Origin of the sequence: Sulfitobacter sp. DSM 110093, from assembly GCF_022788715.1 — a bacterium.
Taxonomy (GTDB): Bacteria; Pseudomonadota; Alphaproteobacteria; order Rhodobacterales; family Rhodobacteraceae; genus Sulfitobacter.
Window position 1 is genome coordinate 79175 of sequence record NZ_CP085169.1, and the last position, 13229, is coordinate 92403.

Annotated in this window: 15 protein-coding genes and 1 pseudogene; 10 read left to right on the forward strand and 6 right to left on the reverse strand. The window is 55.9% G+C overall.

Annotated features, from left to right (window positions below; genetic code table 11):
• The 5 genes from DSM110093_RS18620 to map all read right to left on the reverse strand — a co-directional run bounded on the left by DSM110093_RS18620 (window position 1) and on the right by map (window position 5889).
• Window positions 1-930: an ABC transporter permease gene (locus DSM110093_RS18620; RefSeq protein ID WP_243267968.1), complete on the reverse strand. Its 930-nt coding sequence runs from the start codon at window positions 928-930 to the stop codon at window positions 1-3.
• 13 nt (window positions 931-943) lie between these two features.
• The gene (locus DSM110093_RS18625; protein ID WP_243267969.1) at window positions 944-1927 is read right to left on the reverse strand and encodes an oligopeptide/dipeptide ABC transporter ATP-binding protein; all 984 of its coding nucleotides are present in this window, start codon (window positions 1925-1927) and stop codon (window positions 944-946) included.
• A complete protein-coding gene (locus DSM110093_RS18630; protein WP_243267970.1) occupies window positions 1924-2913 on the reverse strand; it encodes an ABC transporter ATP-binding protein in 990 nt (329 codons plus the stop codon). The genes DSM110093_RS18625 and DSM110093_RS18630 overlap by 4 nt, the downstream gene beginning before the upstream one ends.
• Before the next feature lie 64 nt (window positions 2914-2977).
• Window positions 2978-4615, reverse strand: coding sequence for an ABC transporter substrate-binding protein (locus DSM110093_RS18635; RefSeq protein ID WP_243267971.1), 1638 nt, complete (start codon window positions 4613-4615; stop codon window positions 2978-2980).
• A 419-nt stretch (window positions 4616-5034) separates the two neighbouring features.
• Complete coding sequence (map, locus tag DSM110093_RS18640; protein ID WP_243267999.1) at window positions 5035-5889, reverse strand: type I methionyl aminopeptidase; 855 nt, start codon at window positions 5887-5889, stop codon at window positions 5035-5037.
• Window positions 5890-6003: 114 nt separating this feature from the next.
• Between map and DSM110093_RS18645 the strand changes: the two genes are divergently transcribed.
• From DSM110093_RS18645 to DSM110093_RS18680, 9 genes and pseudogenes are all read left to right on the forward strand, one after another.
• Window positions 6004-6210, forward strand: a complete 207-nt coding sequence (locus DSM110093_RS18645) for a ParD-like family protein (RefSeq protein ID WP_243267972.1) — start codon at window positions 6004-6006, stop codon at window positions 6208-6210.
• Window positions 6211-6453: 243 nt separating this feature from the next.
• The gene (locus DSM110093_RS18650; protein ID WP_243267973.1) at window positions 6454-7056 is read left to right on the forward strand and encodes a class I SAM-dependent methyltransferase; all 603 of its coding nucleotides are present in this window, start codon (window positions 6454-6456) and stop codon (window positions 7054-7056) included.
• 138 nt (window positions 7057-7194) lie between these two features.
• On the forward strand, window positions 7195-7395 hold the full coding sequence (gene rpsU, locus DSM110093_RS18655; protein ID WP_243263529.1) for a 30S ribosomal protein S21: 201 nt from the start codon (window positions 7195-7197) through the stop codon (window positions 7393-7395).
• Between the two features lie 189 nt (window positions 7396-7584).
• The gene (locus tag DSM110093_RS18660; protein ID WP_243267974.1) at window positions 7585-8100 is read left to right on the forward strand and encodes a hypothetical protein; all 516 of its coding nucleotides are present in this window, start codon (window positions 7585-7587) and stop codon (window positions 8098-8100) included.
• A 144-nt stretch (window positions 8101-8244) separates the two neighbouring features.
• Complete coding sequence (locus tag DSM110093_RS18665) at window positions 8245-8901, forward strand: 5-formyltetrahydrofolate cyclo-ligase (RefSeq protein WP_243267975.1); 657 nt, start codon at window positions 8245-8247, stop codon at window positions 8899-8901.
• A 509-nt stretch (window positions 8902-9410) separates the two neighbouring features.
• Window positions 9411-9941 carry a type II toxin-antitoxin system MqsA family antitoxin gene (locus tag DSM110093_RS18670; RefSeq protein WP_243267976.1) on the forward strand — a complete coding sequence of 177 codons (531 nt, stop codon included), beginning with the start codon at window positions 9411-9413 and terminating at the stop codon, window positions 9939-9941.
• 96 nt (window positions 9942-10037) lie between these two features.
• Window positions 10038-10257: pseudogene (locus DSM110093_RS20950) on the forward strand (hypothetical protein); the annotation flags it as partial.
• A 240-nt stretch (window positions 10258-10497) separates the two neighbouring features.
• A complete protein-coding gene (locus DSM110093_RS18675; RefSeq protein ID WP_243267977.1) occupies window positions 10498-11292 on the forward strand; it encodes an SDR family oxidoreductase in 795 nt (264 codons plus the stop codon).
• A 304-nt stretch (window positions 11293-11596) separates the two neighbouring features.
• Window positions 11597-12055 (forward strand): pyridoxamine 5'-phosphate oxidase family protein, encoded by a 459-nt coding sequence (locus tag DSM110093_RS18680; protein WP_243267978.1) that lies wholly within the window; start codon window positions 11597-11599, stop codon window positions 12053-12055.
• Between the two features lie 101 nt (window positions 12056-12156).
• On the opposite strand, the gene DSM110093_RS18685 is transcribed toward DSM110093_RS18680, so the two are convergent.
• The gene (locus DSM110093_RS18685; protein ID WP_243263288.1) at window positions 12157-12444 is read right to left on the reverse strand and encodes an HU family DNA-binding protein; all 288 of its coding nucleotides are present in this window, start codon (window positions 12442-12444) and stop codon (window positions 12157-12159) included.
• Window positions 12445-12762: 318 nt separating this feature from the next.
• Here DSM110093_RS18685 and DSM110093_RS18690 point away from each other — a divergent pair, with 318 nt between their 5' ends.
• The gene (locus tag DSM110093_RS18690; protein WP_243263286.1) at window positions 12763-13176 is read left to right on the forward strand and encodes a DUF1801 domain-containing protein; all 414 of its coding nucleotides are present in this window, start codon (window positions 12763-12765) and stop codon (window positions 13174-13176) included.
• Window positions 13177-13229 lie beyond the last annotated feature (53 nt).

Genomic DNA, 13229 nt, shown 5'->3' on the forward strand with positions numbered 1-13229 from the left:
TTAATGTGCGGAGGTTGTCTGGCGCAGGCGCGGGTCAAGCCAGCCGTAAAGGAGGTCGACCGTTAGGTTTGACACCACCATAACGGCGGCGACCAGCAGCAAGATACATTGCACCACCGCCAGGTCCCGATTGGTGACGGACACGATCAGCAACCGCCCCATGCCCGGCCAGCTAAATATTGTTTCAACGATGATGGCACCAGCAATTAACGAGCCCACCATGAAGCCTACGATTGTTACGATCGGCACCGCTGCATTCGGTAACGCGTGGTTGCGGACAACATCGCTCCAGCGGACCCCTTTGGCAGAGGCTGTGCGAATATAGGGCTGGCCCATCACCTCAATCATCGCGGAGCGCGAAAAACGGGCCAGAACGCCGATGCCGCCGATGCTCATGGTGAGCACAGGTAGGATCGCATGTTGCCAACTGCTGGCCCCGCCGGAGGGCAAAGCCCCCAAGGTGACGGCGAAGATCAAAACCAGCAGCAAACCCATTACGAAGGAAGGAACGGTGAACCCGATGATTGCCGCGACAATCACACTCCGATCTGCCAGTGTGCCCTGCTTTAGTGCGGCGTAGATACCTGCCGGGATGCCGAAGGCCAGTTGCAGGATCAGCGCAGGGATTGTCAGTTGTAACGTGGCCGGAATGCGCTGCATCACGAGGTCAATGGCGGGTGAACGGTCGCGCATCGACAGGCCAAAGTCGCCTTGCATCATAGCTTGAAGGTAGGAGAGATATTGGCGCCAGATCGGGTCATCGAGCCCCCAGCGGTCGCGGAAATCCTGCACCACATTCTGCGGCACATCCGGCCCCAGCAACACCTGCGCCGGGTCTCCCGACATGCGTAGCACTACAAAGGCAAATGTCATCACCGACAAGATCGTCAGCCCGGCCCGGAAGAGGCGGGAGGTTACGAAACGTATCACTTAAGGCTCCTGTTCAAACCAGTTCCGGCCGTGCTGCGTGGCCAGCGAAATGGCAGGCCGCGCGGCACTCAACGCCGGCACCCTGGGTTTCGGGAACGGTGTGGCGACAGATGTCCTCAGCCTTATGGCAACGCGGGTGAAAGGCGCATCCGGGCGGGCGGTTGCCGGGGTTTGGCGGTTCACCCTGAAGAATGATACGGCTGTTAAGTGCACGGCCGGGTTGGGGCACTGAAGAGACCAAAGCCTGCGTATAGGGGTGCTGCGGGTCGCTGAATATCGTATCAGCGGGGCCCTCTTCAACGATGCGGCCCAGATACATCACCGCGACCCGATCGCAGAGGTTCCGAACGACCTTCAGATCATGGCTGATAAAGACCATGCCAAGGCCCCGGTCGCGCTGCAGGTCAGCCAGCAGGTTCACCACTTGCGCCTGAATGGAGACGTCAAGCGCCGAAACAGGCTCGTCACAAACCAGCAGCTCAGGTTCGGTCATCAGTGCCCGCGCGATAACGACACGCTGCCGTTGCCCCCCTGAAAGTTCATGCGGAAACTTATCGGCTTGGTCGAGGCGCAGACCGACTGATAGCATCACTTCGTGGACGCGCGCCATGCGGCTTTCAGCATCGCCAATGCGGTGAATATCCAGTGGTTCGCGCAGCTGCTCTGCCACGCCAATCCGCCGGTCCAACGCGGCCAGGGGGTCTTGATAGATCATTTGAATGCGTGCCCGCAGGGAGCGCCACTCGGGGGAGCCAAAAAGAGGCATAGCCTTTCCGTCAATATAGACAGCGCCGCCCTGCGCGGTATCAATCCCCAAAAGCATGCGTCCTAGAGAAGACTTGCCCGAGCCGCTCTCGCCCACCACCCCCAACGTTTCACCGCGTCTGACCTTGAGGCTAACCCCATCCACAGCCCGTACATTTGAGGGGCGCCCCAGCAGACCACGGCGGGTTTCATAGATGCGGACCAGCTCGCGGGCCTCTAGCAGGGGGCTCATTGATACTCCTTCTCTCGCTGCACAGCGTCCTGCGCTACTGGCACGGGATAGGCGCAAGCCAACTGGCGGCCTTCCGGCTGGGGCAGCAGTTCTGGTCGGTGTTGCGTGCAAAACGTGCGTGCGCGTGCGCAACGGGGCTCAAACGCACAGCCTGTCGGCAGTTGGCGCGGATCTGGTACGGTGCCAGGGATCGGGACCAATCGCCGCCGCGGGCCAGAGAGTGAAGGTATCGCGTCGAACAACCCCTGAGTGTAAGGATGGCGTGGTGTGTCAAAAAGCTGCGCGACAGGGCCTTCTTCGACGATCTTGCCCGCATACATCACGCAGACGCGTTCGCAGACCTGTGCCACAGCTGCGAGATCGTGGCTGATAAAAACTGTAGCCATCGACATCTCATGACGTAAAGTGATCAACAGATCGAGAATCTGTGCCTGTATTGTAGCGTCAAGCGCCGTTGTGGGCTCATCGGCGATTAGCAGGTCAGGCTCGCCCGCAAGCGCCATCGCGATCATCAAGCGTTGTGCTTGTCCGCCGGAAAATTCATGGGTGTAGAGATTGAACCGGTTGCGCGCGTCGGGAATGCCGACAAGGTCCATCAATCGCAACGCCTCGGTCTTCGCTGCAGCCCCCGCAAGTCCACGATGCAATCGCAATGCTTCGATGATTTGCCGGCCTACCCGGATCACGGGGTTAAGCGCGCTCGACGGGTCTTGGAAAATCATGGCAACGCGCTTGCCCCGCACCCGCTCCAACGCTTGGCGCGGCGCGCCTGTCAAATCCTGGCCTTGCAGGTAGACCGATCCGCTTACGCTGGCTTTACCCGGCAGCAGGCCAAGCGCGGCGAGCCAAGTCACAGACTTGCCGCAGCCACTTTCTCCGACCAGCCCTAAGGCTTCGCCAGGAGCCACATCAAGATCGATGCCATGCAGTACCGGTACGCCATCAAAGGCAACCCGCAGGTTTCTGATCTCGACCAGATTGTTCATGAGAAGAAGTCCTTAGCGATGCGCGCAAGGGCGCGCCCCCAGATTGGGAGCGCGCCGCTATAGTTTAGGACTGACCGGGCCAGTTAGAGGCGCGGAAATCCATGGCAAAGGCGGGAGCCGCCTTCCAGTTTAGGTTCGACCGCATGCCTGTGAAGACCGCGTTCTGGTGCAGGATATTGTAAGCCGGGTCTTCGCGCTCGGCGATTGTCAGCATCCGTGCGATGGCTTGTTTGCGCTTGGCGCGGTCTGTCGAAGTCTCCATCACCTGGCAAAGATCGTTGAACTCTGCATTCGTCCACTCGCGGTTTTGCTGGGCTGAGCCATTCGGCCCAAATTGCACCACCATCGGCGAGATCGGATCGTTGATCGTGTTGGAAGCAGACCAGTCGCGTACCCCTCGTGGACTGTCTTGGGCAAGAATCTGGCCCCAGTTTTCCTTCATCTCGATCTCGACGTTCAGGCCGACTTGGTTCCACATCTCAGTGAGGATCTGTCCGTTCGGCACCTGATTGATGTAATAGTTGTTCAGGAGACGGAATGGGATCGGATCGCCTTTGTAACCCGCCTCTTGAAGCATCTGGCGCGCCAGCTCTGGGTTGTATTCGGGGGCGTCCCAACCTTCGATGAACATGTCAGAGGTCCGGAAACTGTCGAACTGAAGGCCTGCAGGTACTTCTGTTAGATTGGCCCAAAGGGCCTCAACGATGGCCTTACGATCAATTGCATGGGTCATTGCGCGGCGCACAAGCGGGTTTTGCAACTGCTCATGGTCTTGCGTGAAGACATTGACGCGGTGGTTCCAGATGGTGGAGTTTTGAACTTCCAGACCCGGTGCATCCATCACAGTTCCAATCTGGTCAGGCGGTAAATCGCAGGCGAAGTCGTATTCGCCGGACAAGAGACCATTTACGCGGCTTGCAACCTCGGGCACCTCCACGAAGGTAATTGTTTCCAAGGGAGGACGACCGCCCCAATAGTCTTCATGCGCACGCAAGGTGAGCGAGACATCTGGCTGAAAATCGTCGACGTAATAGGGGCCTGTAGTGACCGGTTGCTTTGCCCAAGCATCATAGGATTCTGCTTCGTCCCAAGCGCGACGGCTGGCCACAATGCTGCCGCCAGCATAAAGGCGCCCTTCCATTGTTACATCAGGCGTCGCGTTATGAAAGCGCACGGTATATTTATCGACGGCTTCCACCCCGGCCAGCGAGGGCCATTTGCGCCGCGCGATACCCGGCAAAGCGGCGGGGATGTCCTTGCCTGTGGAGCGGGTAAAATTCTCTGCGTAAATGGTTTCGCCGCCCGCCGGTTGAGTGTCTCCAAATAGCCGCTCGGGGGAGAGTGAAAAGACCACGTCCTCGGCAGTCATCTCATCGCCATTGTGGAACTTTACACCTTCGCGGAGCTTCAACTCGACGGTCTTTTCGTCTAGGCGCTTCCACTCAGTCGCCAGACCCGGCACAGGGCCTTGGTTGCCCATCCAGTCGCGCAGGAGCAGCCCTTCCCAAAGGTTAGGGTAGAGCGCGCGTTCGCCGACATTCGACTGTTCGTTCCAAGGGTCCAGCGTGTTGTTGATGACGACTTGCTGTACTGCAATTCTGATCGAGGGGCGGTTTTGCTGGGCCCGCAGGTGGCTCGGCAGGAAAAGCCCAGAGGCGGTCGCCCCCATCAGGCCCATGACGTGACGTCGGTTCATATTCATTGTGCAGCTCTCCGGTCGGTTCGCGGTTTGCGAGGCAGGTATTGGTCCGGCGGATAACGCATCTGCGCCCCGCGGCTCGCTTCCGTAAAACACCCGATGGCTACAGCTATGTGATGCTCATATTACAACTCTATGACAGGAGTATTGGCCTTCGCGGCGCAGGGCGACCCCCCAATGGGGGCGTGTACCAACTCCTGAGAATGGCTAGTTAAATCAGGAGGGCAGGCTGAATTTAAAATCTGATAGAAGGCGCAATTTTAGGTCGGCTCAGAGCAAATAGCTGAACAGGAGGGGCCCCCTGTTTTCAAGGCAGCAGGTGAGTTGTGGAAAGCTTCACCAACGCGGGCGTTCATGTCTGGTGGCAAAAATGACTGGACGGAACGCAATTTAACAGATGCTGCGGTAGTGTCTAAGGTCTGCTATGCGCAAACCGTTTGGAGCTCCACCCCGGGCGCGTGAAGGCCGTTGGGTGAGAGGGTGAAGATCTCGAAGCCATCTGATGTCACGCCTATCGAATGCTCGAATTGGGCCGAAAGAGACTTGTCCCGCGTCACCGCCGTCCAGTTGTCCGCAAGCATCTTCACGTCGGCACGACCGAGGTTGATCATCGGCTCAACGGTGAAGATCATGCCTTCCCGCAGCTCTAAGCCGGTACCAGCTTTGCCGAAGTTCAGGATATTAGGTGAATCGTGAAAAACCTGGCCGATGCCGTGACCGCAGAAGTCGCAGACCACGGAACAACGTTCGGAATGTGCATGGCTTTGGATCGCGTGGCCGATATCCCCCAGATGCGCCCCCGGTCGCACAGTCTCAATCCCCCGCATCATCGCCTGATGGGCGATCCGGATCAGCCGCTCGGCTGCACGTTTAGGCTTGCCGACCACGTACATCCGGCTGGAATCCCCATGCCACCCGTCAAGGATCAGTGTGACGTCGACATTGACGATGTCGCCGTCGCGCAACTTCTTACCGTTCGGGAAGCCGTGGCAGACCACGTGGTTGACCGACGTGCAGCAGGCGTATTGATACCCTTGGTAGCCTAGTGTCGCGGGCGTGGCGTCATGGGCGGCCGCGAAGTCGCGTACGAATGCATCAATTTGCGTCAGAGCGGTGCCATGGTGGATAAGATCGGATACGCCGTCCAGACATCTTGCAGTTAAGGCGCCCGCATGGCGCATGCCTTCGAATGCATCTGGTCCGTACAGTTTGACGGCTTCGGTTCTGCGAGCGTCTTGCGCCTTTGGTGCGACGGGCACGTCGATATAGCCTTTCATCATGCCGTCTCTCTCATCCTCCATGGTAGCAACAGCAGACAGATTGACCTCATGTTGCTTAGGTATTATACGAATCATGTATAATTCGTATAATGCAAAGTGGGAGGTGCGTCGATGGGGATCGTAAAAATCGGGGACGGGCTGCACGAAGAACTGCGCAAGTCCAGTGCTGTCATGTGCCGTTCGATCAATGCTCAGGCTGAATTTTGGATGAAAGTCGGTATGCTGGCCGAAGCAAACCCGACCATACCGTTTATTGAAATCATGGCGCGACAGCTCAAGAATGCCGATGTGAAAGACCCGGAAATCGATGCGGCCTGAACATTAAAGCTGCTGCAACGAACTTCCAATTTGGGGTGAGCGCTCGTCGATAAGGCAACCCCAAACGGCAATCCCGTGCCGTGAGCCGCCCTGGGTGCTTGTTGAAGCTAAGGGCAGTAATGAGCCCATACTGTAAAATGCTGCACGCTCCACCAATAACCGCTTTATGAAGGTGTGGAAAATGCACTACAGGCTGAAGCGTGCGAGCGATGGTGATCTTCAGGAATAGAAAATGGATAAAGTTTGAAGCAGTTTGCGAAAGAGCTTCGCATTGATTTTGTCAAAGGTTCTGTTGCACATCGTCTTCGGTTTGGTGGTGGTCGTGGTCAAGATTTGGCCAAGGCTATGGGGCTACGGGAGGGTAAAACCCCCATGATCGTTGATGCGACAGCCGGATTGGGACGGGATTCATTTCTTTTAGCTTCTTTAGGTGCCCAGGTCACTTTGATCGAACGCTCAGAGAAAATGCATTCATTGTTAGTTCAGGGCATGAAGCGCGCAGCAAGAGAAGGTGGCCAGCTCCGCGAAATAATTGGCCGCATGACACTTTTGAAAGGCGACGCCCTGGATTTGATCCCTGAATTATCTGCCGAAGCAATTCTGATCGATCCAATGCATCCTGAACGTAAAAATTCTGCACTGGTGAAGTTGGAGCTGCGTCAAGTCCGTGAAATCGTCGGCGCAGACGATGACGCTGCTGATCTTGTACGATTGGCGATCGCACATGCACGTAAACGCGTGGTGCTAAAGTGGCCCGCTAAGGCTGATCCTCTAGAGGGTGTTCAGAAATGCACCCATCAAATTATCGGTAAAACAACGCGATACGATGTTTTTATGGTAGGTTGAGTGGGCCTCGGCGCAACAGTGGAAATTGGCAGTTTTGTTCCGCATATCCGACCTTGCTATACAAGTCAGTTTAGGGTTTCTATCCCGCCAGTTACTGGAAATTATTACAATTTTAACAAGAAAGTTGGTGGAAACCACATGCAGGTTAGTGTTCGCGACAACAACGTTGATCAAGCCCTCCGGGTTCTAAAGAAAAAACTCCAAAAGGAAGGCGTACTCCGTGAAATGAAGCTCAAGCAGCATTTCGAGAAGCCTTCCGAGAAAAACGCGCGTCAGAAAGCCGAAGCGATCCGTCGTGCCCGTAAGCTGGCACGTAAAAAGCTGGAACGCGAAGCATGAGCTAGTTCAGCACTTGATGTTGAACAAAGAGCCCCCGTTGCCCGATGGCAGCGGGGGTTTTCTCTGCCTGATGGGTGTTTTTGATATCGGCAGCCCGGCAACAGCGTTGTGACCTAAGGGTCGCCGGTCGCCCTTTCTTGAACCTCTTTCGTCAAATTGCTGCCTGATTTGCCCAGCAAACTGGACAGAATGTCAAAAGTCACGAAGTTCCGCCGCCGCAAAAACGGTTTATCATCTTTTCTGCCGGTGATTGGCTGCGCAGTCTTGCTGTCGGCGATAGTGCTGCGACCTGAAAATCAGACTGCCGTTCAGCAAGATGCCAGCAAACCGCGCATAATAAGAGGGGGAGGCGCATGGACAGACGGTAGCGCACGGAAGAGTGTTCGTCGAACACAGGAAACTTCGACTGCATCGCCCGGCGCGCAGCTTGTTGACACCGTTACCCGCATCCGGGATGGCGATACTATTGTTGTTGGCCTTATCCCGATCCGGATTGCTAATCTCGACTGTGCTGAACGCGGCAGTAAATCTGGCGATCGCGCTACGCGGCAAATCACTGGGATAGTTAAAGGTGTTCAGCTTCGCTGCACCTTGGAAGGACGGCGCAGCTATGATCGCGAAGTAGGAGTTTGTAGCTTACCTGACGGACGTGACATTGGGGAAATATTGATTGTTGGTGGCTATTGCCAGCGGTGGCGCGGATGACGCCTTTGATGCCGTGCGGGTTCTGGCCAACGGCAGTATCGTTGGTATTGTCACGCGGTCTGACTTGATCGGAACCCTTGCGCGGCGCAGTCTGACAACAGAACTTCTATCGGACATCAATAATGTGAGGTCAGAGAGGGACTGATGATGGAGGATGACGTCACAGGCGGCTCGGACCCGTGCATGGCCCATCTTTTGATCGATGGGAACCCAGTCGATCCAATAAGGATGCGAGATGTGGCCCGGTTTCGAACGGCAGAGCGTGCCCGTTTGATGGAGGCGCGGCGGCAATTGTCCGTTCAGCAGCGTGCCGCGATGACCGCAAATCTTATCACAAAACTCGAGACACGCGTCGTCCCGCAGCAGGGCATGAAGATCGCTGTTTATTGGCCAATTCGCGGGGAGCCGGACCTGCGCGATTGGATGGCCAAGGCGCATGCCGCTGGTGCTGTTGTTCTTCTCCCGGTTGTCGCGGAAAAAAACGCGCCGTTGAGTTTCCGCGCCTGGCAGCCAGGTTGTGCAATGGAACGCGGTATCTGGAACATTCCGGTACCCACGCGCGGCGCAGAAGCGGTGCCGGATGTCGTGATCTCGCCATTGTTGGGCGTGGACGAAGCCTGTTTTCGGCTCGGCAATGGGGGCGGATATTACGACAAGACCTTGGCGCAGCTCGATCCTTTGCCAAAGGTTATTGGCGTCGGATTTTCCCATTGCCGCATTCCGACAATTTTTCCTATGCCATGGGATATTCCGATGGACAGCGTCGTCCTTTCTGATGGATCGGTTTGTGATAGGTTCTAACCCACCCAGCAATAGTGACTTCCCAAAAACCGACCTTCTCGCGAGTGATGCAAGCGACCGCTTTGTTTGAGCCTGGTGAATTCAGCGCCAGCTTGTCGAACGGCAGCGTCTGGAGCTGGGCGCTCGTGCTGGTTTCGGCGAGAACGATGCTGCGCGCCCAACTAACCGATGCTGCGTCGCGCTCCAATTTGCCCTCGTGGTGAACGGTTTTTGCGTTCTGCGCTACGACAAGGCTTCGCGAGATGTATTTGATTTACTACCCTATCAGGGTATATGTTATATGGAGAAAGCAGTGATCCTGATCGACGACTCTGATGACCCGGTTGTAATCATATCCATCGAGATAGCCGAAGGGCTCTTGAAGGTTATGGCTGAAGTCGAGGTCGACCAAGAGCGCCGGCATATTCTGGCAAAAGGGCTTCACCTGCACGGCGAAGGCTTTGATCCAAACGGCCTGGGAGCCAGTAGGCTTCGTCAGATTGCTGCTTCAGTACTTGAGGAGTTAGATTATGAAGAATGCAGAATTGAAGGAGGTGTTCGGACGACTGGGGCCAGTCCAGGTCGTCGACCGCAACCAGTCCGGTTCAAAAGAAAGCGTCGTTCTTCGTCCTAAGGGTGACTCTGCTGAAATCAATGCGATTGCGGCAACGCAAGCTCTCGCACAATGCGGCCTGAAGCTTCTGCTTGCCAAGCGGGCAGTGGAAAGCGTGATTGATGAGGGTGAAGCACTGTTGGTTCTGCCACAGGTGGCTTCGCGGGAGCGTCTGGCAAATGAACTTGCGGCGGTCGGGGTGCACCCTGAATTTATCCGAAGGTCTCCCAAGCTGAAGTCTAAGAACGCCTCCAAAGAATGGGTCAAAAAAGTCCGAACATCAGTGGGCCTGACCCAGAAGCAATTTTCCGTCATGTTTGGCGTGGATTTGAAAACCCTTCAAAAATACGAGCAGGGTGACAGTGTGCCTGCGGCCGCTGTTCAAGCGTATCTGCAGACGATCGAGGCAAACCCTGAGAAGATGATGCGCATGCGCATCGAAGGGTAATTCACACGAATGGATGCTGAAATGAACACTCTAACCGTTCGCTTGAGCGCGGCCGCCGACGCCACGCCCACGCTGAATTTCGCAACTTAAGACGACATGCACCGGGTTTTGGCCCCTCCCTGGCCATCGTGAAGGCGTTGGCCGGAGAGGGGGCCTTGTCGATCCGGGAGGTTTCTCGGCGTGTTGATCGTGGCGAACAGGCCGTGCATCGAGACGTGAGAACGTTCATCAACGCTGGTGTCTCGACTGGACCAACGAGGGGGGCGAGTTCCCCTATGACCGCATTCATTTTGCATTTGATGTGATTGCCGCGGCCTGCGCGCCGAAGATAGCGGGGCGAATGACTGCAAGGTGCCCATTTGTCAGATGCCGCACGGTCCGCGAATGGCGGCTTATGTGCGCTTGACCGTCATAATATCGTTTTCTATTTTGTTACCATTCGTAGAGGAGTGAACGACAATGGATAAACGCCTCCGGTAATCCGCCTACAGGGCGGCAATGCGCTCTGAGCGATCGACGCTTGGGATCCAGCGAACACGAATCTCACGGAGATTTTATGCTCAGACTACAGAACAAAACCGCCCTCGTAACAGGGGGCGCCCGAGGTATTGGTGCCGCCATTGCAATCGCATTTTGCGATGAAGGGGCTAACGTCATACTGACAGACGTTGACGCCAAGACCGGGCAATCCATGGCCGACAAGATCGGCGCAACCTTTGCCCGCCTTGACGTGGCATCCGAGGCTGATTGGAATGTCGTAGCAGAGCGCTTTCCCGACCTCGACGTGCTGGTCAACAACGCTGGCATCACCGGTCTTGAAGGGCCGTTTGATAGCTTACCGCCGGCTCACGATCCTGAAAACGCTTCCTTGGCTGACTGGAGGGCCGTTCATGCCGTGAATAGCGACGGCACCTTCCTCGGTTGCCGCTATGCCATCCGTGCCATGCGGAAAAAAGGTGTGGGAAGCATTATTAATATCTCGTCCCGCTCTGGCCTGGTTGGCATTCCAATGGCCGCTGCTTATGCCGCCTCGAAAGCTGCAATCCGCAACCACACAAAATCGGTAGCGCTTTATTGTGCCGGTCAAGGCCTCGCCATCCGCTGTAACTCAGTCCATCCGGCAGCGATCATGACGCCGATGTGGGAACAGATGCTTGGCGACGGTCCTGATAGGGCGGACCGGGAGGCGTTAATGGTGGCCGACACACCCATGCAGCGTTTTGGCGAGGCGAAAGAGGTCGCAGCTCTTGCCGTCATGCTCGCCTCAGACGAAGCCGCCTACATGACGGGCACTGAACTGACGATTGATGGTGGAATTCTCGCGGGGTCAGCAGCAACGCCCGGCGGGTGATTATTAATAGGAGTGGGTGTGCTTCTACCCGCTCCTATTTCATACATAGCGGTCATTCGGTTCGATGCAGTGAACAGCAGCTGGACAGAGACCCACTACCAAAACCTGCACACCCAAAAGTGTATCTCCTTCGGTAGCCTTGCTGTCTCGCAACAACAAATCAATCGGATACGTCGCAAAACCGCCCAAACATCAGGTTCAGCCCTAGTTTGTAGAGGCCTGATTATCGCTCAACCTGCCAACAACCTTTAGCGTTGTCAGGCCGAAAGTTGCTAATGCAGTTTGTTCGTCGCAGTGTGAGCAAATGAAGACCGCATTTGAGTTCGAGCAGATCATACATCTTCCTCTCATGGCCAACCTTGCCACGGTCGCAGAGGACGGCGCCCCGCGAAATGCGCCGGTCTGGTTCCAGTGGGAAGAAGGCTCGCTCTGGATGCTGGGCTCAAAAAGCAGTGCTTCAATCGAACGGATTGCGCATGACCCGCGTGTGGCTGTCGAAATTGTGCAATACGACAATGCGGGAGGCATTTTGCGGCATCTTGGCATGCGCGGTCGGGCCGCAATACATCCAATGAAACCCGACTTGTTCAAGCGCCTGCTTACCCGCTACCTCGGCCCAGAGAGGGATTGGAACTTTTGGTTTGTCTCCGAGATCGCCCGCGTCGATGATCCGTCCGGGCGTCTGATCCGCCTCGAGCCTGATACGGTATTCACCAACGATGTAAGCCTATTTCGAACAGGCCCAAGCCTCGCTACCCAGTAGAATTATGATCCAGATTTCCGAGAGCCGCTCCATCCGCTGAGGCGACCGCCAACCTGTTCATCTCTGGCAGTCCACCCGCTTGTTAAACAGCTGAAAACGCGTCAAGCGTTAACGGCAGCTTTAATTCCAGTCATAGCCGATATCTTAACGGCGCGGTCAGCGGCTTTGTCTATCATCGCACCTGTGGAGACATTGCGAACCTGACGGGCAGGGCGGTCGCGTGTCTCAAACTTGGCAAGGCCTGGCAGGATGACAGTTTTTCCTGCGACCATCTGTGCTGTAATGACGGCCACAACGGTATCAAGTGCGGCTACTGCTTCTGCTTTCGTCATTTCTCCATGTGCGGCAATCTCTGCGACGAGCTCGGATTTATTCAAAGGTTTGGTCATGGTATTCCTTTTTTTAATGCTTTTGCCTTTGGGTGTGTGGAGGCGGTTTTGTTAAAGCTGGCAATCATGGGTAGCAGTATGGCGACGATCGGCGAGACACCCTACAAATGCAAGAAACTTATCGCCCAACATAAGTGCCAGAAACGGCCGCAGTTTCCCAACAGGGGGGTGTGGCGTCGTGACCCCCCGCCAGTGATCCTAAAGCTGTGAATTGGCGTGCAAACAGTGCGGCGAAAGCCGGATGAGAGCCCGAAGCTACAAAGATGCTGCCGGATGGCGGAGCTCGGCACTTTGTAATTTTCGTGTTAAACTCGGATTATGACCGATACCAACAAGCCAACGCATTCATCGAGCACCAACCCTTATATCCCCAAAGGGGATGGCGATCCATCTGTGCAGGCGTACATCTCTGCAATGCCGGGCTGGAAGTATGAGCTTGGAAGACAGATCGACACCTTGATTGTAAAAGCTTTTCCCGAGGTTCGAAAACAGGTTCGGTGGAATACCCCGTTTTATGGCAAGGAGGACGGCTGGTTTCTCGCCATGTACTGCTACAAGAGCTATGTGCAGATCACGTTCATGACGGGCTCTTCACTTGATCCAGTGCCGCCGAAGGCCTCCAAAGTCGAAGGAACCCGCTACTTGGATATTCATGAGGATGAGGGGCTCGATGAAGATCAACTGGTAAGTTGGATTCAGCAGGCTTTAAAGCTGCCCGGTCACAAGCTCTAAAGCGGGTTCTGCCCTGTGATTGCGCTCTCATAGAAAAAGCGATGTTGTGCAAT

Excerpts from the sequence above, each read along its gene's own strand:
- DSM110093_RS18680 (WP_243267978.1), top strand. The coding sequence starts at position 11,597 with ATGAAGACCGCATTTGAGTTCGAGCAGATCATACATCTTCCTCTCATG.
- DSM110093_RS18625 (WP_243267969.1), bottom strand. The coding sequence starts at position 1,927 with ATGAGCCCCCTGCTAGAGGCCCGCGAGCTGGTCCGCATCTATGAAACC.
- DSM110093_RS18660 (WP_243267974.1), top strand. The coding sequence starts at position 7,585 with ATGTCAAAAGTCACGAAGTTCCGCCGCCGCAAAAACGGTTTATCATCT.
- DSM110093_RS18670 (WP_243267976.1), top strand. The coding sequence starts at position 9,411 with ATGAAGAATGCAGAATTGAAGGAGGTGTTCGGACGACTGGGGCCAGTC.
- DSM110093_RS18630 (WP_243267970.1), bottom strand. The coding sequence starts at position 2,913 with ATGAACAATCTGGTCGAGATCAGAAACCTGCGGGTTGCCTTTGATGGC.
- rpsU (WP_243263529.1), top strand. The coding sequence starts at position 7,195 with ATGCAGGTTAGTGTTCGCGACAACAACGTTGATCAAGCCCTCCGGGTT.
- DSM110093_RS18675 (WP_243267977.1), top strand. The coding sequence starts at position 10,498 with ATGCTCAGACTACAGAACAAAACCGCCCTCGTAACAGGGGGCGCCCGA.
- DSM110093_RS18635 (WP_243267971.1), bottom strand. The coding sequence starts at position 4,615 with ATGAATATGAACCGACGTCACGTCATGGGCCTGATGGGGGCGACCGCC.
- map (WP_243267999.1), bottom strand. The coding sequence starts at position 5,889 with ATGAAAGGCTATATCGACGTGCCCGTCGCACCAAAGGCGCAAGACGCT.
- DSM110093_RS18685 (WP_243263288.1), bottom strand. The coding sequence starts at position 12,444 with ATGACCAAACCTTTGAATAAATCCGAGCTCGTCGCAGAGATTGCCGCA.
- DSM110093_RS18690 (WP_243263286.1), top strand. The coding sequence starts at position 12,763 with ATGACCGATACCAACAAGCCAACGCATTCATCGAGCACCAACCCTTAT.
- DSM110093_RS18665 (WP_243267975.1), top strand. The coding sequence starts at position 8,245 with ATGATGGAGGATGACGTCACAGGCGGCTCGGACCCGTGCATGGCCCAT.
- DSM110093_RS18645 (WP_243267972.1), top strand. The coding sequence starts at position 6,004 with ATGGGGATCGTAAAAATCGGGGACGGGCTGCACGAAGAACTGCGCAAG.